This window comes from Herbidospora sp. NBRC 101105 (genome assembly GCF_030269205.1).
GTDB classification, from domain to species: Bacteria; Actinomycetota; Actinomycetes; order Streptosporangiales; family Streptosporangiaceae; genus Herbidospora; species Herbidospora solisilvae.
In genome coordinates, this window is sequence record NZ_BSSX01000002.1 from 393,852 (window position 1) to 412,573 (window position 18,722).

Genomic DNA, 18,722 nt, shown 5'->3' on the forward strand with positions numbered 1-18,722 from the left:
CACAGCCGGCCTTCGGCCGTCGGCGTCTCGCCTGGGGCAAAGCCTAGGGGCTTCCGCGCCCCAGAGGATTGATCCGGGTATGGAGGGATAACGTCACCCTGTGGCAAAGCTGCGCATGCGGACCTGGATGAGGCGAGACGCCTCCCCCGAGGCGTCCATGGACCCCCGTAAGCCCGACGACGTCCTGGTCAGACAGAGCGTCATCGACAACGCGATCTACCTGAACGGGCACCGGATCGACTCACCCCTGTCCCTCGCGGGCGCGTTCGCCTCACTGCGCGCCAACCCGGGGTCGATGGCGTGGATAGGCCTCTATCGCCCCGAGGACACCGAACTGCTCAAGGTCGCCGAGGAGTTCGGCCTGCACGACCTCGCCATCGAGGACGCCATCGTGGCCCACCAGCGGCCCAAGGCCGACCGCTACGGCGACACCCTGTTCATGGTGCTGCGGGCCGCCAACTACCTCGACGCCGAGGAGGAGGTCGCGTTCGGGGAGCTGCACATCTTCCTCGGCCCCGACTTCGTGATCACCGTCCGCCACAGCGAGGCCCCCGACCTGTCGCTGGTCCGCAAGCGCATGGAGAACGACCCCGACCTGCTCCGCCAGGGCCCGCAGGCGGTGCTGTACGCCATCCTCGACGCCGTCGTCGACGCCTACGCCCCCGTGGTCGCCGGCCTGCAGAACGACATCGACGAGATCGAGGTGCAGGTCTTCGGCGGCGACCCGGCGGCCCCCCGGCGCATCTACGAGTTGTCGCGCGAGGTCATCGAGTTCCAGCGGGCCACCCTGCCGCTCACCCAGATGCTCGACGGCTTCATCGAGCACGCCCCCAAGTTCGGCGTCGACGAGGAGCTGCAGAGCTACCTGCGCGACGTGGCCGACCACGCGATCACCGTCACCGAGCGGGTGGCCGGGTTCCGGCAGATGCTCCAGGACATCCTGATCGTCAACTCCACCCTGGTCAGCCAGGCCCAGAACGAGGAGATGACCAAGCTCACCAGCGCCAGCATCGCCCAGGGCGACGAGGTCAAGAAGATCTCGGCGTGGGCGGCGATCCTGTTCGCGCCCACCCTGGTCGGCACGATCTACGGGATGAACTTCGACCACATGCCCGAGCTGCACTGGGCCCTCGGCTACCCGTTCGCGGTGCTGCTCATGGGGTGTGTCTGCCTGACGCTCTACGTGGTGTTCAAACGCCGGGACTGGTTGTAAATCCGTCGACACCTCCGACTATCTAGATATATCTTTGAACATATCTAGATAGTCGGAGGTTCAGTCATGCCCGCTCCCCCCATACCGTCGCTCCTGCAGATCAGGCGCGGCAACGTCCGGGCGGCGCTGCTCGCGCTGCTCGCCGAGGAGCCCCGCAACGGCCACCAGATGATCGAGGAGATCGCCCGCCGCAGCGGCGGCCTCTGGCGGCCCTCCCCCGGCTCGGTCTACCCGTCGCTCCAGCAGCTGGAGGACGAGGGCCTGGTCGCGGCCGAGGAGTCGGCGGGCGCCCGCGTCTACCGGCTGACCGAGAACGGCCGCGAGGTCGCCGGCAGCCGTACCGGACCCGAACCCTGGGCCGAGGTGGCCCAGGGGATGACCGAGGACCGCCACGAGATGCGGCTGCTCTGGGGGCAGCTCGCCGAGGCGTTCATCCACCTCACCCACGTCGCCACCGACGAGCAGGTGGCCCAGACCAAGAAGCTGCTGAAGACCACCCGCCGCGAGATGTTCCGCATCCTGGCCGGCGACGACGACGAGGAAGGGGATCGATGAACGCCGTCGAGGTCACCGGGCTGCGCAAGTCCTACGGCAAGGTCGACGCGGTCAAGGGCGTCGACTTCGCGGTCGCGCACGGCGAGGTCTTCGGCTTCCTCGGGCCCAACGGCGCCGGCAAGTCGACCACGATCAGCATGCTCTGCACCCTGGTCAACCCCACCGGCGGCTCAGCCCGGGTGGCCGGGCACGACGTGGTGAAGGAGCGCGACGAGGTCCGCCGCAACATCGGCCTGGTCTTCCAGGACCCCACGCTCGACTCCTACCTCACCGCCGAGCAGAACCTCCGCTTCCACGCCGAGCTCTACGGCGTGCCGAAGTCGGTCGTCGACGATCGGCTCCGGCAGGTCATGGAGATGGTGGCCCTGTGGGACCGCCGCGACGGCAAGGTCCAGACCTTCTCCGGCGGCATGAAGCGCCGCCTGGAGATCGCCCGCGGGCTGCTCCACTCCCCCCGCGTGTTGTTCCTCGACGAGCCCACGGTCGGGCTCGACCCGCAGACCCGCTCGGCGATCTGGGGCTACATCAACGAGCTGCGCCGGACCGAGGACATCACGATCTTCATGACCACCCACTACATGGACGAGGCCGAGTACTGCGACCGCATCGCGATCATCGACCACGGTGAGATCGTCGTCATCGACTCGCCCGAGGCGCTGAAGGCGGGCGTCGGCAAGGACCGGGTGCAGATCCACACCTCCGACGACCAGGCCGCCATCGCGGCCCTGAAAGAGCGCTTCGACGTCGACGCCGGCGTCCACGACGGCGCGGTGACCTTCGCGGTGGCCTCAGGAGAGGAGTTCGTGCCGAGACTGTTCGCCGAACTCGGGCTGCCGATCACCGGGGTCAGCGTGCACCGTCCGACGCTCGACGACGTGTTCATGAACTACACCGGCTCGACCATCCGCGACGCCGAGGAGTCCGGCGGGATGAACCAGATGATGAGAGCGAGGCTGCGCCGATGACGACGACCGAGATCGCCGCGGTACGGCTGCCCACCGGCGGCCTGGCCCACGACGTGCGCGCGGTGAAGGTCGTGCTGCACCGGGAGATGCTGCGGTTCGTCAACGACCACACGCGACTGGTGTCCTCGCTGGCCCAGCCGATCCTCTTCCTCTTCATCCTCGGTACGGGCCTGGGCTCCATCGTCAGGAACGCCATCCCCGGCCTGGACTACCGCACCTTCATCTACCCCGGCGTGCTCGCCATGACGGTGATCACGACGGCCATGTTCTCGGCCGCGTCGATCGTGTGGGACCGCGAGTTCGGCTTCCTGCGCGAGATGCTGGTCGCGCCGGTCAGCCGTGGGGCGATCGTGCTCGGCAAGTGCCTGGGCGGGGCGATCGTGGCCACCGCGCAGGGTGTCATCATCCTGGCCATGGCCGGGCTGGTCGGGGTGCCCTACGACCCCGTCCTGATCGTCACGCTGCTGGCCGAGATGCTGCTGGCGGCGTTCACGATCACCGCGTTCGGCACGCTGCTGGCGGCCGGGATGAAGAACATGCAGACGTTCTTCGGCATCATGCAGATGGCGATCATGCCGATGATCTTCCTGTCGGGCGCGATGTACCCGCTGGCCAACCTGCCGGCCTGGCTGCACGTCCTGACGGTGGTCAACCCGCTGACCTACGCCGTCGACCCGATGCGCGAGGCCGTCTTCGGCCACCTGACCGTGGCGCCGCAGGTCATGGCCCTGCTGAACCCGGGCATCAGCTGGTTCGGCTGGCGGCTGCCGGTCTGGTTCGAGCTGGTCATCGTGGCGGCGATGGGGTTCGTGCTGCTCCAGCTGGCGATCGCGCGGTTCCGGCGTACCGAATAGGAACCCAATGGAAAATGCCCGGGACGCGTGGGGTGTCCCGGGCATTCTCAACTACGGGTACTACTTGACGAGCACCCAGTCGGACTTGCTGGTGCTGGGCTTGGTGTCCTTGTCGCCCGCGAAGACGACCCTCCAGTCACCCGACTTCTTGGCCGTGGCCGTGGTCGAGAACTCGCCCGAGCCGTCGGTCCACGCGGTCTTGACGTAGGTCCACTTGCCGAACTTGGCCTTGAACCAGACGCTGACCTTGCCCTCGTAGCCGTCCCAGCGACCGTGGTCCCAGGTCTGCAGCTCACCGACGAGGGAGAGCTTCTTGCCCTTCTTCACCGGTTCGGGGGAGGCGTTGAAGTCGACGACGCGGCTGGCGGCGTCGGGCTTCGGCGGCCTCGGGCGGAAGACGGTGACCTGGTCGCTGTCGCTGCTCGAACCGTGGGTGAACCCCTTGACGCCGTCGTACTCGGCCTTCCACCAGCCCGACTTCAGGGCCTTGACGCGGACCGCGAAGTCACCGCGCCAGTTGGTGCGGTCCCAGGCGACGGTCTTCCAGCGCCACGAGCCCTTCTCCTTGAACAGGATCTTGACCCGCTGGTTCTTCAGGCCGTCGAAGCCCTTGGAGCCGTGGATGACCAGCCGGCCCGACACGGTCAGCGTGGAGCCGAACTTCGCCGGCTCGGGGCCGGCGCCGAACCTGACGATGTCGGTCGACCAGACCTGGAACACCCTGAAGTCCTTGGCGGCTTCGGTGGTCCCGGTCTCGTTGCTCGCCTTGACGGAGAGCCTCCACTCGCCGGCGGGCTCGCCGCGACCGAACGAGAAGGTCCCGGTGTACTTGCCGTCCGGGGTTCCCGTGGGAGCGGTCAGGGTCAGCGACTTGGCGTCGCCGCGCCGGGGCGCGATCGTCGCCTCGACCTTGTCCGCCTCCTTGCCCACGACGAAGGAGAACGTCGCGGTGACCTTGTCACGGCTGGTCACGACCACGGGACTGGGGTTGATCGTGAGGTCGGACACGGTCGGCTTCTCCGCCGTGGAGGCGTTCGCCGCGCCGCCGGTGGCTAATCCCACCGAGGCCACGGCCGCCGCGAGAATCACGGCGCTGAGGCGTTTCAACATGCGGGTTTTTTCCTTCCCCGTGTGTGTCGAACGCGACATGAGGGTGCCGCGCATTTGCCTTTCTAGTAGACGGCTTTTGCGGCGGAATGGTTTGATCGCCTGACATGTTGTGATGAAAACTTGTCAAATCGGGCCGGACTGCGCAAGGGGCGGGACGGCACGCACGAGGTGACGACATAATCGGGCATGTGGCGCGGGACACTGTTGAGACGCATTTCGCCGAGGTCGTCGGGGCGCTTCGCCCCCCGGCTGAGAAGGGAGACCCGGATCGTGCGATCCGTCCCGGTTCACCACTGACCGGCAGGCAGGCCAGGAAGGTGTACGAGGCCCAGCTCGCCAGCCGCCTCTGCGATGTGGCCGCACGCTGGATGCGGGAGAACGACCTGGGCTACTACACGATCGGCTCGGCCGGCCACGAGGGCAACGCGGCCGTCGCCCTGGCGCTGCGGGCCACCGACCCGGCGCTGCTCCACTACCGGTCGGGGGCCTTCTACCTGGCCCGGTCCTCCCAGGCGGGCCGGGTGGCCAACGAGGGCCTGCGCGACATCCTGCTCGGCGTGGCCGCCTCGGCCGAGGAGCCGATCGCGGGCGGACGGCACAAGGTCTTCGGCCACCCGTCGCTGGCGGTGATCCCGCAGACCTCCACGATCGCCAGCCACCTGCCGCGCGCGGTCGGCGTGGCGTTCGCCATCGAACGCGGCCGGCAACTCGGCGCGCCGGGCCCGTGGGCCCCCGACGCCATCGCGGTCTGCAGCTTCGGCGACGCGTCGGTCAACCACGCGAGCGCCCTGTCGGGCTTCAACACGGCCGCCTACGGCGCCTATCGGGGGTTGTCGCTGCCGATCCTGTTCGTCTGCGAGGACAACGGCATCGGCATCAGCGTCCGGACCCCTCCCGGCTGGGTCGAGGCCTCGTGCCAGCCCTTGATCGAGTACTTCGCCGCCGACGGCTCCGACATCGCCGAGACTTATGAAGTGGCGCTGCGCGCCGCCGCCCACGCCCGGGAGAACCGGACGCCCGCCTATCTCCACCTGAGGACGGTCCGCCTGATGGGCCACGCGGGCTCCGACGTCGAGATCGGCTACCGCACCCGCCGCGAGATCGCCGCCGACCTGGCCCACGACCCGCTGGTGGCGACCGCGAGACTCCTGGTCGAGGCCGGCCTGGAGACCCCCGACGGCCTGCTCTCCCAGTACGAGGCCGAGCGCGACCACGTGCTCAAGCTCGCCATGGAGGCCGCCCGCCGCCCGAAGCTGACCAGCGCCCGCGACGTCATGGCCCCCATCTCCCCCCGCGATCCGCAGCGCGTCGCGACGGAGTCGGCCCGGCCACCCAAGAAACGGGAGAGCGTCTTCCGCACCCTCCCCGAGGACGAGGGACGCCTCACCCTGGCCCAGGCGATCAACCGGACCCTCGCCGACCAGATGCTCGACGACCCCGGCCTGATCGTCTTCGGCGAGGACGTCGCCCGCAAGGGCGGCGTCTACGGCGTCACCCGCGGGCTGGTCCGCCAGTTCGGCACCGAGCGCGTCTTCGACACCCTCCTCGACGAACAGGCGATCCTCGGCCTGGCCCTCGGCTCCGGCGTCTCGGGCCTGACCCCGGTCCCGGAGATCCAGTACCTGGCCTACCTCCACAACGCGCTCGACCAGATCCGCGGCGAGGCGTCGTCGCTGAGCTTCTTCTCCCAGGGCGCCTACCGGAACCCGCTGGTCGTCCGCGTCCCCGGCCTCTCCTACCAGAAGGGCTTCGGCGGCCACTTCCACAACGACAACTCCGTCGCCGCCCTCCGCGACATCCCCGGCCTGGTGATCGCCGCCCCGGCCCGCCCCGACGACGCCGCCGCGATGCTGCGCACCTGCCTGGCCACCGCCCGCGCCCAGGGCACGGTCTGCGTGTTCCTCGAACCGATCGCGCTCTACCACACCCGCGACCTGTTCGACGACGGCGACAACGGCTGGACCGCCCCCTACGCCCCGCCGTCGCGGTGGGCCGAGACCCACGTCCCGGTGGGCCGCGCCCGTTCCTACGGCGACGGCCGCGACCTGACGATCGTGACCTTCGGCAACGGCCTGCGGATGAGCCTGCGGGCCGCGGTCCGGCTGACCCAGGAGGAGATGAGCTGCCGCGTCCTCGACCTGCGCTGGCTCTCCCCGCTGCCGATCGACGACCTGATGCGCTCGGCCGAGCTGACGGGCAACGTGCTGATCGCCGACGAGACCCGCCGGACCGGCGGCGTGTCGGAGGCCATTGTGACGGCGCTCGTCGACAACGGCTTCACCGGACGCATCGCGCGGGTGACGTCACAGGACAGCTTCGTGCCCCTGGGAGCGGCCGCCGACCAGGTGTTGCTGAGCGAGCAGGAGATCGAGCACGCCGCGCACAAACTGCTCTCCTGACTCGGCGCGGGGGCTCAGCGCAGGGTCGAGCCCGCCCTGCCCTTGTGGACGCGGAGCTGGGCCGGGATCCTGACCCGCAGTTCGGCGACGTGGCTGACCACGCCGACCGCGCGCCCGCCCTCGCGCAGGGAGTCGAGGATGTCGAGGACGTCGTCGAGGGTCTCCTCGTCGAGGGTGCCGAAGCCCTCGTCGACGAAGAGGGTGCCGATCTCGGCGCCGCCCGCCTCGGCCGCGACCACGTCGGCCAGGCCCAGCGCGAGCGCCAGTGACGTGATGAAGCTCTCGCCGCCCGAGAGGGTGGCCGGGTCGCGGTCGACGCCGGTCCACGCGTCGAGCACGCGCAGGCCCAGCCCGCCGCCCGAGCGGCCGCGGTGCCCGGCCGTCTTCTTCACGTCGTACTGCAGCAGGTAGCGGCCGTCGGACATGTGGGTGAGGCGCTCGTTGGCGGCGTCGGCGACCTGGCGCAGGCGCTCGCCCAGGACGTAGGACGACAGGGGCATGTCCCATTGGTTGTCGGAGGAGATGCCGTTGGCGAGTTCGGCCATCCGGCGGGCCAGCCGGTGGCGGCGCTCGGCGGGGGCGCGGCGGGCCTGCGCCTCGGCGAGTTCGGCCGCCAGCGCGGTGAGCTGGGCGAGCCGGGCGACGGCGCTGTCACGCGCGGAGACCTGGACCGACCGGGCCGCGTCGGCCTCGTCGTGGGCCTGCTGGAGGGCGGGCAGGTCGGGCGGCGGCTGGGCGGCGGCGGCCTTCAGTTCGGGGTCGGCGAGGGTGCGGACCACGGCGGCCAGTTCGTCGCCCAGTTCGCGCAGGCGGCGGCCCATCTCGTCGATCTCGGCCGGGGTGCGGCGGGCGGCGGCCAGGTCGTCGAGGCCGGTGAACCCCGCCTCGACGGCGGCGGCCAGCGCGGCGTCCGCGGCGGCGGCGAGTTCTCTTCTGGCCTCCTGGAGGGCTTCGGACACCTCGGCCGCGTGGCGGTGGGCCTCGGTCTCGGCGCGGAGGCGTTCGACCCGGTCGTGGATGGAGGCGTCGTCGCCGCGCAGGCGGTCGAGGCGGGCCCTGAGCTCGGACTCCTCGTAGGCGAACCGGCCCCGGGCGGCCCGGCTCTCCAGGAGCATTCTGGTGTCGGCGCCCTCCCTGACCTTCAGGTCACCGACCTCCCGGGTCAGGTGCTCGACGGCCTGGCGGGCGGCGAGACGGCCGTCGAGAACGCCGGTGAGCTCCTCGACGGCCTGCCGCGCCTTGGCGAGCAGGGCGTGCGCGGCCGGCACATCGGGCCAGACCGCCGGGTCAGGCGTCAGCCGCTTCGCATCCACGCTCAGGACCGCGCCGCCGCCGAACCGATCGGCGGCCGCGAAGCCCGAGCCGCCACCGTCGGCCTCGCCCGTGTCGAGACCACGATCGGCGGCTTCACCAACCTGATTCCCACCCGCGAAGCCCGAGCCGCCACCATCGGCCTCGCCCGTGTTTTCACCCACCTGATCCACACCCGCGAAGCCCGAGCCACCACCATCGGAACCGCCCGTACCAGCCCCGCCCAGATCGGGGAACTCCAGGCCGGTGCCCCTGGTCATGGCCACTACCTGGTGGCGCGCATCCGCGAGAAGGCCCGTCAGAGCGGTCGTCCTCGCCTCTGCCGCCAAGGCCGCGCCGATCGCCGCCGCTTCGGTCGTCAGGCGGGTGCGGCGGGAGGAGACCGTCTCGCCCGGGTCGAGCGCGGCGGACAGGCGGACCTCGATGCGTTCCTCCTCCGCGCGGGAGGTCTGCTGCCTGGTCTGGAGTTCCCGTAGGGCGAGGGCGGTCTCGGCCTCCGCTTCGCGGACGTCGCCGAGGGCCGTCTCCAGGCGGGTGACCTCGTCGCGGTGGGCGGGTTCGCGGGCGGCGGCGGCCTCCAGGGCCGCGAGGTCGGTTCGGGCCTCCTCGCGGGCCTGTTCGGCTTCGGCCTGGGACAGGCCGTCGGCGGTGTCGGCGGCGCGTTCGTGCCGGCCGTCGAGGGCGGCGACCGTCGACTCGGCCGCCTCTCGGGCCGACTGGGCGGCGTCGGCCTCGGCCTGGGCGGCCTCCTCGTCGTCGGCGGTGGCCATCTCGGACAGGGGCTCGGCCGGGGCGGGGTGGTCGGGAGAGCCGCAGACCGCGCACGGGTCGCCCTCGGCCAGGCGGGCGGCCAGTTCGGCGGCCATGCCGTCGATCCGGGCCTGGCGGATCTCGTGGAGGCGGTCGACGGCGGCCTGCGCGGCGTCGACGGCGATCCGGCGGGCGTCTTCGGCCCCGGCCAGTTCGACGGCGAGCTCGTCGCGGCGGATCACCGCTTCGAGCCGCTCCTCGGCGGCGACCAGGCGGGATCGGGCCGCGGGCAGGGCGGCGGCCTGTTCGCGGCAGGTGGCCAGGCGGGCGGCGGCCTCGGCCAGGAGGCCGGGCAGGGTGGTCAGACGGTCGGCGAGTTCGGCCTCGACGCCCGCCAGGCGGGCGGCTTCGGTTTCGGCGGCCTCGCGGTCGGCTCTGAGCGCGGTCAGGCGCGACTCCTCGCCGTCGAGGGCGTCGAGGCGGGCGAGTTCGTCGCGGCGGTCGCGTTCGAGGGCGGTGAGCTCCGGCTCGGCCAGGCCCGGGTGGCCGGCCGCCGCGCGGGCTGCCACGGCGCCGGACAGGTCAGCGGTGATCGTGTCGCGGCGGCGAACGGCTTCGAGCAGGTCGGCCGCCCGGTCGCGGGCGGCCTCGGCGCCGGGCAGGGCGGCTTCGGCGACCGCGGCGGCGGCGCGGCGCTCCTCGGCCTCGGAGAGTTCGGCGGTGGCGGCCTCCAGGCGGTCGGCCGTCTCGCGCAGGCCCTTCTCCAGGGTCGCGATCTCGTCGTTGAGGTGTTCCTGTTCGCGGACCACGCCGTGGAGGCGGGCCTCGTCGGCGAGGGCCTCCTCCAGGCGGATCAGCTCGTCGCGGCGGGTGCGTTCGGCCCGGCGGTGGTCGGTCTCGGCGAGGCCGGACGTGGCCGCGTCGAAGGCCGCCGACGCCGCCGACGCCGTCTGTTCGCGGGACCTGAGCTGGTCGAGCAGAGGGACCACGCGGGCCGCCGACGCGGCCTCGGCCAGGATCGTCTCCAGGTCGGCGCGTTCGTCGGCGCGCGCCTCCAGTTCGTCGTGGCGGATGCGGGCCGCCGTGTGGCGGCGCTGCCGGTCGGCCAGGTCGCGGCCTTCGGCCAGCCGGTCGCGGGCCTGCCGGAGCGCCTCGTCGGAGACCGCCGCCTCGGCCGAGGCGACGGCGGCCGAGGCGGCGGCGAGCAGGGCCGACGACCATTCGAGGGGGTCGTCGGAGTCGCCGGCGAGCGCGAGCAGCCCGGCCCCGGCGGCGCCGCGCATGCGGTCGGCGCGGGCGCGGACCTCCTCGGCGAGCCGGTCGGCGACGCGGCCGGTCTCCCGGCGGTGGTCGGCGAGCCACTTCTCCATGTCGGTGAACACCCGCACGCTGAACAGGCGCTCCAGCAGCCTGCGCCGGTCGTCGCCGGAGCTGCGCAGGAACTTGGCGAACTCGCCCTGCGGCAACATCACCACCTGGCCGAACTGGTCGGCGTTCATGCCGAGCAGCCCGCCGACGAAGTCGCCCGCCTCGTCGATCCGGGTCGTCACCGCAGCCCAGTCGCCGTCGCGGAGCTCCTGGACGATCACCTTGGCCTGCTCCTGGGTGGTGCCCTGCCCCCGCAGCTTCGGGCGGGCCCACGCGGGCGAGCGGGTGATGCGCAGGGTCCGGCCCCGGATCGTGGTCTCCAGCACGACCTGGGGCCCCTTGCCCGGGGGCGCGTGGTCGCAACGCAGCGACCGGGCGTCGTTGCGCTGGCCGGGGACGACGCCGAACAACGCGCAGCAGACGGCGTCGAGGATGGTGGTCTTGCCCGCCCCGGTCGGGCCGTGGATCAGGAACAGCCCGGCCTCGCCGAGCCGGTCGAAGTCGACCTCCTCCGTGCCGGGGAAGGACCCGAAGGCCGAGATCGTCAGCCGGTGGAGGCGCATCAGGCGGTCGTCTCCTTGATGCGGCAGGCCATCGCGGCCTCTTCGAGGATCCGCCGCTCGTCGGGGTCGGCCGCCTCACCGCGGACCTCGCGGACGAAGTCGAGCGCGACGTCGATCTCGGGCCGCCCGGCCAGCCGGGGGCGCGCGGGCGCCGCCTCGGGCACGTCGTCGGGGGCGAACCGGAGGTCGACGGTGTGGGGGAACCGGGACCGCAGCCGCTCCATCGCGGCCTTGGGGCGGACGGGATCGGTCAGCGTCGCCTGGATCCAGTCGCCGGACGGCGGCAGCGCGAGCAGGTCGTCGATGCGCCCCCGCAGCCGGGCCAGCCGGCGGGGCACCGGCGCGGGCACGAACTCGATCGGGCCGCCCAGCTCGACCAGCCACGACCCCTTCACGTGGTCGGTCTCGGAGAAGGAGTAGGCGATCGGGGAGCCGGAGTAGCGGACCGTCTCGCTCATGGTCTGGCGGCCGTGGAGGTGGCCGAGGGCGACGTAGCCGGCCCCGTCGAAGACCCGCAGCGGCACGTGGGCCACCCCGCCGACGGTGATGTCGCGCTCGCTGTCGCTGGCCGCCCCGCCGGTGACGAAGGCGTGGGCCAGCACCACCTTCGCCGGGGCGGCGTCATCATGGCGGACGCGGTCCATGACATGGGTCATGGCGGCCGTGTGGGTGCGCTCGGGGAGGTTCCAGGGGGTGCGGACCAGCTCGGGCTCTAGGTAGGGAATCCCGTAGAAGGCGACGTCGTTCACGACGATTGGGGACCACGCCCGGTGGGGGTCGGTGCGCAGGTGGATGCGGTCCATCAGGCCGGCGCCGAAGCCGAGCCGGACGGGCGAGTCGTGGTTGCCGCTGATGATCACGGTGTGGACACCGAGACCGCGTAAGCGGCGCAGCGTCTCGTCGAACAGGGCCACCGCGTCGACCGGCGGGAGCGCCCGGTCGTAGACGTCACCGGCCACCAGCACGACGTCGACCCGCTCCGCGGCGACCGTCTCGACCAGGTGGTCGGCGAACGCCGCCTGGGCCGGGAGCAGGCTCTCGCGGTGGAAGGACCGGCCCAGGTGCCAGTCGGACGTGTGCAGCAGCCGCATGGCGCACGAAGCTAACAGGTCTCACCGACAAATTGCGCCTCCCCTGAGACAACGGCATCACGTAATGACTTAACCTGGCGACCAGGGGGCATCGTAAGGAGGAAGGCACGACTCGGAATATGGACCACCCATCGGGGAGCGGCCTGATGACCATTGGGCGGGGCACGCTGACGATTCTCGCCGGCGTCCTCGTGGCGCTGCTCGGAGTGATCGGCTACCTCCTGCCGCCGCCCGCGTTCGATCCGCCGCCGCTGGAGCCGCCGGCCGCCTTCCGCGACCTGCCGGCCCAGCCCGCCTCCGAGACGCGCCCTCCGGCGACGGTCTACCCGGTCACCACCGAGACGATCACCGTCCCGGTCCGGGGCGACAACCTGGTCACCACGATCCGCACCCCCCAGGGCCCCGGCCCGTTCCCGGCGATGGTGTTCGTGCAGGGCTCGGGCTCCGGCGACCGGGGCGAGTTCTCCTCGCAGGCCGAGTGGCTGGCCCAGCACGGCATCGTGACGCTCGCCTACGACAAGCGCACCCACGGCTACTCCTTCCGCAGCCGCGACTTCGCCCTGCTCGCCGACGACGCGGTGACCATGATCGACCTGCTGCGGCAGCGGCCGTCCACCGACCCGGCGCGGACCGGCCTGTGGGGGGTCAGCGAGGGCGGCTGGGTGGTCCCGATCGCGGCGTCCAGGAGCTCCGCCATCGCCTACACGGTGCTGGTCTCCTCCCCCAACGTCTCGCCGATGCGGCAGGTCGCGTGGGCGCTCAACGAGCAGCTCCTGCGGCTGCACGCGCCGACCGGCGTGCGCGACCTGCTCACCCGGGCCATGGGCGGGGTCGGTTTCGACTTCCTCCGGTACGACAGCGCGCCCGCCCTCCACGGCATGCGGCAGCCCACCCTCGCCCTCTACGGCACCGGCGACCCGTCGATCCCGTTCGTCGAGAGCACCCAGACGCTGATCGACGCCAAGCCCGCCGACAACTACACGATCCGGTTCCTCGCCGGGGCCGACCACGCGATGCGGCAGCACGGCGGGCCGTTCGTGCCCGACTACCTGCCGACGTTGTCCAACTGGATCACCGGCCTGCCCCACGAGTCGCCGGTCAAGATCGCCGGAGCCAAGCCGATCCAGCGCTACGAGGCCACCGACGTGCCCGCCGCCCCCTGGTACGGCGCCAGCAGCTTCCTCGGCCTCACCCTGACCCTGGCCGCGTTCGGCTACGTCGCGGCGCCGGTGACCGAGATGTTCATCCGGCTGCGCGGCCGTGATCTGCGGCACCAGACCAACACCCACGTCTGGCCGCCGATCCGGCGGCGGCTCTGGCGGATGATCTGGACCAGCCTGGCGCTGCTCGCCTCGGTGCTGGCGTTCATCATGCTGATCGTGTTGTTCTCGGTGAACCAGGCCGGTGCCTGGCCGGCCGTGCAGGCGGGCTGGCTGGTGGTGCGGGTGCTGGCGGTGGTGATGCTCGCGCAGGTGGTGGGCGCCACCGGGGCCGTGCTCGTGGGGCTGCGCGACGGCTGGGAGATGAGCCGGTCGCAGCAGGTGTCACTGACCGGCGTGCTGGGGGGCACCGCCCTGATGCTCGTCACCGCCGCCTACTACGGGTTGTTCGGCTTCCCCTGGTAGTGCATAGGCCAGCCAGCGGTCCATCTCGTCGAACACCTGCTTGCGCACCGGTTCGGCCGACAGGACCAGGTCGTGCACGCCGCCCGCCACCCGGACCACCGTCACGCGGGGCCCGATGCGGGTGGCGTGCCGGGCGATCTGCTCCACGTCGAGCACGGTGTCGCTGTTGCGCACCTCCGGCGCGAAGTCCTTGACCCGCAGGCTCTGGTCGGAGCAGAGCACCAGCACCGGCACGTCGACCCTGAGGCCGCCCTGCAGCCGGTGGTGGGCGCGGCGGATCGCGGCCAGCCAGGCGGCGTGCACGGGGAAGCCGCCCAGGGGCTTCCATTCCAGGTCGTAGTCCCATTCGCCCTCGCGGGACAGGTGGATGCTGTCGCCGTAGACCGTCGAGACGCCCACCGGCAGCACCGCGCGGGCGGGCAGCCGGGCGAACACCCCCTTCAGCGCGTCGGCGAGCCCCTTGACCAGCACCGGGACGTTCAGGTCGAGGAACGGGCTGTTCAGCATGAGCGCCTGCACGAGCCCCCGGCCGCGCACCCGGTCGGCCCACAACGCGGCGACCAGCCCGCCGGTCGAGTGGCCGTTGACGACCAGTTCGTCGTGGTCGGCCCGGATGATCCGGACGGCGGCGTCGATTTCCGGGAAGTACTCGGTGACGCTCCGGACGAATCCGCGCGTCTGGTAGGGCAGCAGCGACCGCCCGTACTTGCGCAGGTCGAGCGCGAAGAACGAGACGCCCTGCTGCACGTAGTGGTCGGCCAGGTGGGCCTGGAAGAAGTAGTCGGTGAAGCCGTGCAGGTAGAGGACCGCGCGGCGGGCGCCCGGCACGACGCGGCGGACCAGCGTCGCGACGACCTCGCCCTCGTCGTCGGGCGGGAGGGGGATGGTGACGACGTCGTAGTCCGCGCCCAGGATGTCCTCCGACATGGGGTCAGAGTACGCGAACCGGGTGAATCGGCCACGAACTCGCCGGTGTCTGGAAGGTAAAGGCGTTCGGCCCCCTCGGACGGTTCAATGTAATCGTGGCGACACGGTCCGTGACCACGTAATCGAGCATCTTCGGGGATGGGCGTGCGGAAACCAGGTCAGGTGATCGGATGGGTCGCGTTGTCGGTGCTGTTCCCGGGGGTGGCGCACCTTCGGGCGGGCTGGCGGCGTACCGGCGCCTCGGTGCTGGCGGTCTATCTGTCGGGCGTCGCGGTGGTCATCACGGTGGCGGCGCTCGCGGGGGCCGACCTGGCCGGGCGGCTGATCGGCCGTCTCGGGCTGCTGGCGGTCATGTCGGGCACGCTCGGCGTCGCGTGGTTCGTGCTCGTGGTGCACTCCTACGTCGTCCTGCGGCCCGGGCGGTTGTCGATGCCGGGCCAGCTGGTCTCGGGGGTGCTGACCGGCGTGCTGGCGGTCGGGTCGGCGCTGCCGTTCGGGCTGACCGCCCACTACGCGGCGGTCTCGCAGCGCACGATCGACGGCCTGTTCAAGGGGTCGGCCGAGATGCCCGCGGGCGAGCCGTTCGGCGGGCGCGACCGGGTCAACATCCTGCTGCTCGGCGGTGACCTGGCCGGGAACCGGGTCGGCGTGCGGACCGACAGCATCAACCTGGCCAGCGTCGACGTGCGCACCGGGCGCACCGTCATGTTCGGGCTGCCGCGCAACCTCGAAGGGGTCCGGTTCCCCGAGGGCAGCCCGATGTACAACCAGTTCCCCTTCGGCTTCCGGCTGCCGAGCGGCCCCGACGGGGCGCGCGAGGACCTGCTGTTCTCGGTCTGGGAGTACGCCGACCAGCACCCCGAGGTCTTCGGCGGGCGCACCGGCATGGGCGCGACGGCCCTGAAGGAGGCCGTCGGGGAGATCCTGGGGCTGCGCGTCGACTGGTACACGCTGGTCAACATCGGCGGCTTCGCCAAGATCGTCGACGCGATCGGCGGCCTGCACCTCACCGTCGACCGCGACGTCGTGTACGGCCGCCGCAACGAGGGCCTCATCCCCGCCGGCACCCGCAGGCTGACCGGCGAGCAGGCGTTGTGGTTCGCCCGGTCGCGGACCTTCTCCGACGACTACGCGCGGATGAAGCGGCAGAAGTGCGTCTTCGCGGCGCTCCTCGACCAGGCCGACCCGGCGACCGTGCTGACCCGCTTCACCGAGATCGCCGCGGCGACCGAGGGGCTGCTGGAGACCGACATCCCGAGCCCGATGCTGGAACACCTGGTGCCGCTCGCGGCCAAGGTCAAGCGGGCGGGGGTGACGAGCGTCCAGTTCGTCCCGCCGATGATCAGCACCGCGGCGCCCGACTGGACCCTGATCAGGAACACCGCCGCGCGGGCCCTGACGGGCGGGGGCGGTGCGTCGAGCAGTGCGCCGAAGGCGCCGAAGCTGGCCGAGGGCTGCGTGCCCGTCGAGTCCTAACGCAGGGCGAAGCTGTCGCGGGCCATCCGCCTGACCCGCTCCTCGTCGACCGTGTGGCCGAGCCCCGGCTGGGTCAGCGGGATGGCCACCACTCCCCCCGACGCGCCGACCGGCGGCTCGACGATCTGGGCGTTCCTCGGCGGTTCGGTCACGTCGCTCGGGAGGGTGCAGCCCGGCAGGGCGGCCACGGCGACGGTGGCCGCGCGGGCGAGGCCGGTGCCCCGGCCGTCGGCGCAGGTGATGTCCCAGCCGGCCCGGCGGGCGCGGTCGTGGGCGGTCTTCACGGCGGCCAGCGAGCCGAACAACGACGGCCGGAGCATGAGGGCCCGCCCGGCCCGCGCGGCGACGGCCTCGTCGAGCTCGGCCAGCGAGCGGGCCTCGACGACGACCGGGATGCTCAGCCGCGACTGGAGCTCGGCGCTCAGATCGAGGTCGTCGCAGGGCCGCTCGATGCCCGACAGGTCGTAGCCGGCCAGGGATTCGAGCTGGCCGATCTCCGTGTAGGCCCGCCGCGCGTCGACCGTGATCGCCAGCGCCGGGTAGGCGGCCCGGATCGCGCGCAGCGGCTCGACGTCCCACCCCGGGTGGATCTCCACGGTGACGTGGGCGTATCCGGCTCCGACGAACCGGTTGACGCCGTCGACCGCCGACTGCAGCGACCGTACGGCGGGCAGCCGGACGGTGGCCATGAGGGAGGTGCGGGTGCCGCCGAGCGCGTGGGCCAGCGGCACGCCCGTCATCCTGGTCGCCAGGTCCCAGCAGGCCATGTCGGCCGCGGTGCCCAGCTCGGGCAGGTCGTGGGGGGTCTCCCAGTCGACCCCGATGAGGATCTGGGCGAGGGTCTCCTCAAGCGTGCCCCACACCTTGGGATCGGGGTGGACGACCTCGCCCCACCCGGCCATCCCGCCATGGTCGGTGAGCTTGACCAGGATGCTCTCCGGTCGCCTGCCGTAGGGCAGGACCAGCCGGAACACATCGACCTCACGGACACGCGGCACGGACGGCTCCCCCTCCTGTTCTTGAGGCGTCTCGCTCTCAGACCTCCATGGTGACACGCCGGGACAGCAACGCCCCCGCCAGCGCCATCGCCACGAGCAGGGCGAAGCAGACAGCATATGCCCCGGTCGAGGTGAGGATCGCCCCCGTGACGGCCACCGCGACCACGGTCACGCCCGACTCGCCGACGCTGAGCGAGGCGCTGTTCTTGCCCTCCTCGCCGGGCTTGGACAACTCCAGGACCAGCACCGACAGCGTCGGGTAGATCATCCCGATGCCGAGCCCGCAGACCACCCAGCCGATGAACGCGACCCAGATCGGGACGGCGGGCAGGATCGCCAGCGCGGTCACCGAGATCCCGGCGACGACCAGCAGGTGGCCGCCCCAGAGCCGCAGCACGCGCCCGCCCGGGTACTTGCCCTGCAGCCACGACCCGGCCGACCAGGCCAGCGCGCCGCCGGTGAGCGCGATGCCCGCCTCGGTCAGCGTCAGGCCACGCTCCCTGACCAGCATCAGCGGCACGAGCACCTCGGCGGCGAAGAACGCGGCCATGCTCAGCCCGCGCAGCGCGACCACGGTCGGCAGGCCGCGGGCCGCCCGCAGGGTCCCGCCCGGGACCAGCATCGGCAGCGCGACCAGCAGCACCGCCAGGCCGGCCGCCATCAGCACGTAGTTGGACTCGCCCGACCCATATTGCAGGACCGCCGCGCCCACGGCCGCGCCGCCGCCCCAGGCGAGCCGCGCGGCGAAGGGTCCGGTGTCGGCCCGCTCCTCGTCGTCGGCGTAGGGCTCCCGGGAGGCCAGCCCGCGCCAGAAGATCGCCGCGGCCGGGAGGGCGATCACCGCGACGCCCAGGAAGACGGCCCGCCAGGTCCACGTCTCGGTGACGGTGCCGGTGATGGCCGGCCCGACCACCGACGGCAGCACCCAGGCGGCGGCCAGCAGCGAGAAGACCTTCGGGTGCATCGCGCCCGGGTAGACCCGCGCCACCAGGACGTAGATCGCCACGTTGAACAACCCGCCGCCCAGGCCCTGGAGCAGCCGCCCCGCGATGAAGACCTCCATCGTGGGGGCCAGCCCGGCGATCACCAGGCCGGTCACGAACATGCCGAGGCCGGTCCAGAGCGGCTTGTCGGGGCCGGAGACGTCGCCCCACCGGCCGCCGGCGACCGTGCCGACGAGGGCCGCGGCGACCGCGCCGCTGAAGGCGAGGCTGTAGAGGCCGAAGCCCTGCAGCTCCTTGCCGATCTCGGGCATGGCGGTCGCGACCGCCAGGTATTCGAACGCGACCAGGACCATGAGGGCGGTGATACCGGTGCTCAGGGCGCGGTAGCGCGACGAGAAGACCGCCGGCGGCGGTGAGGTGGATGTCATGAGGGAAGCCATGTTTCGGACATTACGAAAGGAGAGCGTAGCGGGCATCGGGCCATGGCCCGAGGAGGGCGTGGGACCTTGGTCCGATGCCCGGGGGCCCGCCGGTGGGCCCCTCGCGTGGGCTTCGCATGTCGATCGTCCTCCG

Annotated in this window: 13 protein-coding genes; 7 read left to right on the forward strand and 6 right to left on the reverse strand. The window is 71.9% G+C overall.

What is annotated here, in order from left to right; all coding sequences use genetic code 11:
• Positions 1-100: 100 nt before the first annotated feature.
• From QSK34_RS10680 to QSK34_RS10695, 4 genes are all read left to right on the forward strand, one after another.
• The gene (locus tag QSK34_RS10680) at positions 101-1,213 is read left to right on the forward strand and encodes a magnesium and cobalt transport protein CorA (RefSeq protein WP_285582713.1); all 1,113 of its coding nucleotides are present in this window, start codon (positions 101-103) and stop codon (positions 1,211-1,213) included.
• Positions 1,214-1,279: 66 nt separating this feature from the next.
• Entirely contained in the window at positions 1,280-1,768 is a 489-nt protein-coding gene (locus QSK34_RS10685; RefSeq protein WP_285582715.1) for a PadR family transcriptional regulator, read from the forward strand.
• Positions 1,765-2,733: an ATP-binding cassette domain-containing protein gene (locus tag QSK34_RS10690; RefSeq protein ID WP_285582717.1), complete on the forward strand. Its 969-nt coding sequence runs from the start codon at positions 1,765-1,767 to the stop codon at positions 2,731-2,733. The genes QSK34_RS10685 and QSK34_RS10690 overlap by 4 nt, the downstream gene beginning before the upstream one ends.
• A complete protein-coding gene (locus tag QSK34_RS10695) occupies positions 2,730-3,587 on the forward strand; it encodes an ABC transporter permease (RefSeq protein WP_285582719.1) in 858 nt (285 codons plus the stop codon). The genes QSK34_RS10690 and QSK34_RS10695 overlap by 4 nt, the downstream gene beginning before the upstream one ends.
• Before the next feature lie 60 nt (positions 3,588-3,647).
• On the opposite strand, the gene QSK34_RS10700 is transcribed toward QSK34_RS10695, so the two are convergent.
• Complete coding sequence (locus QSK34_RS10700) at positions 3,648-4,697, reverse strand: hypothetical protein (protein WP_285582721.1); 1,050 nt, start codon at positions 4,695-4,697, stop codon at positions 3,648-3,650.
• A 317-nt stretch (positions 4,698-5,014) separates the two neighbouring features.
• Between QSK34_RS10700 and QSK34_RS10705 the strand changes: the two genes are divergently transcribed.
• Entirely contained in the window at positions 5,015-7,096 is a 2,082-nt protein-coding gene (locus QSK34_RS10705) for a thiamine pyrophosphate-dependent enzyme (protein WP_285582723.1), read from the forward strand.
• 14 nt (positions 7,097-7,110) lie between these two features.
• Here the strand turns inward: QSK34_RS10705 and QSK34_RS10710 are convergent, their stop codons facing one another.
• Together QSK34_RS10710 and QSK34_RS10715 are read right to left on the reverse strand one after the other, a co-directional pair.
• Positions 7,111-11,088, reverse strand: a complete 3,978-nt coding sequence (locus QSK34_RS10710; protein ID WP_285582725.1) for an AAA family ATPase — start codon at positions 11,086-11,088, stop codon at positions 7,111-7,113.
• The gene (locus tag QSK34_RS10715; protein WP_285582727.1) at positions 11,088-12,179 is read right to left on the reverse strand and encodes an exonuclease SbcCD subunit D; all 1,092 of its coding nucleotides are present in this window, start codon (positions 12,177-12,179) and stop codon (positions 11,088-11,090) included. Before QSK34_RS10715 ends, QSK34_RS10710 begins: the two co-directional genes overlap by 1 nt.
• A 146-nt stretch (positions 12,180-12,325) precedes the next feature.
• Here QSK34_RS10715 and QSK34_RS10720 point away from each other — a divergent pair, with 146 nt between their 5' ends.
• A complete protein-coding gene (locus QSK34_RS10720; protein ID WP_285582730.1) occupies positions 12,326-13,804 on the forward strand; it encodes an alpha/beta hydrolase family protein in 1,479 nt (492 codons plus the stop codon).
• Here QSK34_RS10720 and QSK34_RS10725 read toward each other — a convergent pair.
• On the reverse strand, positions 13,724-14,731 hold the full coding sequence (locus QSK34_RS10725) for an alpha/beta hydrolase (protein ID WP_285582732.1): 1,008 nt from the start codon (positions 14,729-14,731) through the stop codon (positions 13,724-13,726). The two genes, QSK34_RS10720 and QSK34_RS10725, sit on opposite strands and share 81 nt — an antisense overlap.
• A gap of 162 nt (positions 14,732-14,893) precedes the next feature.
• On the opposite strand from QSK34_RS10725, the gene QSK34_RS10730 reads away from it, so the two are divergent.
• A complete protein-coding gene (locus tag QSK34_RS10730) occupies positions 14,894-16,207 on the forward strand; it encodes an LCP family protein (RefSeq protein WP_285582734.1) in 1,314 nt (437 codons plus the stop codon).
• Here QSK34_RS10730 and QSK34_RS10735 read toward each other — a convergent pair.
• Together QSK34_RS10735 and QSK34_RS10740 are read right to left on the reverse strand one after the other, a co-directional pair.
• On the reverse strand, positions 16,204-17,205 hold the full coding sequence (locus QSK34_RS10735) for an enolase C-terminal domain-like protein (RefSeq protein WP_161479188.1): 1,002 nt from the start codon (positions 17,203-17,205) through the stop codon (positions 16,204-16,206). The genes QSK34_RS10730 and QSK34_RS10735 overlap by 4 nt on opposite strands.
• A gap of 37 nt (positions 17,206-17,242) precedes the next feature.
• Positions 17,243-18,589, reverse strand: a complete 1,347-nt coding sequence (locus QSK34_RS10740) for an MFS transporter (protein ID WP_285582737.1) — start codon at positions 18,587-18,589, stop codon at positions 17,243-17,245.
• Between the last annotated feature and the right edge of the window lie 133 nt (positions 18,590-18,722).

Bases quoted from the DNA above. Each gene is read 5' to 3' on its own strand.
- QSK34_RS10720 (WP_285582730.1), top strand. From the start codon at position 12,326: ATGACCATTGGGCGGGGCACGCTGACGATTCTCGCCGGCGTCCTCGTG.
- QSK34_RS10725 (WP_285582732.1), bottom strand. From the start codon at position 14,731: ATGTCGGAGGACATCCTGGGCGCGGACTACGACGTCGTCACCATCCCC.
- QSK34_RS10700 (WP_285582721.1), bottom strand. From the start codon at position 4,697: ATGTTGAAACGCCTCAGCGCCGTGATTCTCGCGGCGGCCGTGGCCTCG.
- QSK34_RS10695 (WP_285582719.1), top strand. From the start codon at position 2,730: ATGACGACGACCGAGATCGCCGCGGTACGGCTGCCCACCGGCGGCCTG.
- QSK34_RS10710 (WP_285582725.1), bottom strand. From the start codon at position 11,088: ATGCGCCTCCACCGGCTGACGATCTCGGCCTTCGGGTCCTTCCCCGGC.
- QSK34_RS10685 (WP_285582715.1), top strand. From the start codon at position 1,280: ATGCCCGCTCCCCCCATACCGTCGCTCCTGCAGATCAGGCGCGGCAAC.
- QSK34_RS10690 (WP_285582717.1), top strand. From the start codon at position 1,765: ATGAACGCCGTCGAGGTCACCGGGCTGCGCAAGTCCTACGGCAAGGTC.
- QSK34_RS10715 (WP_285582727.1), bottom strand. From the start codon at position 12,179: ATGCGGCTGCTGCACACGTCCGACTGGCACCTGGGCCGGTCCTTCCAC.
- QSK34_RS10740 (WP_285582737.1), bottom strand. From the start codon at position 18,589: ATGGCTTCCCTCATGACATCCACCTCACCGCCGCCGGCGGTCTTCTCG.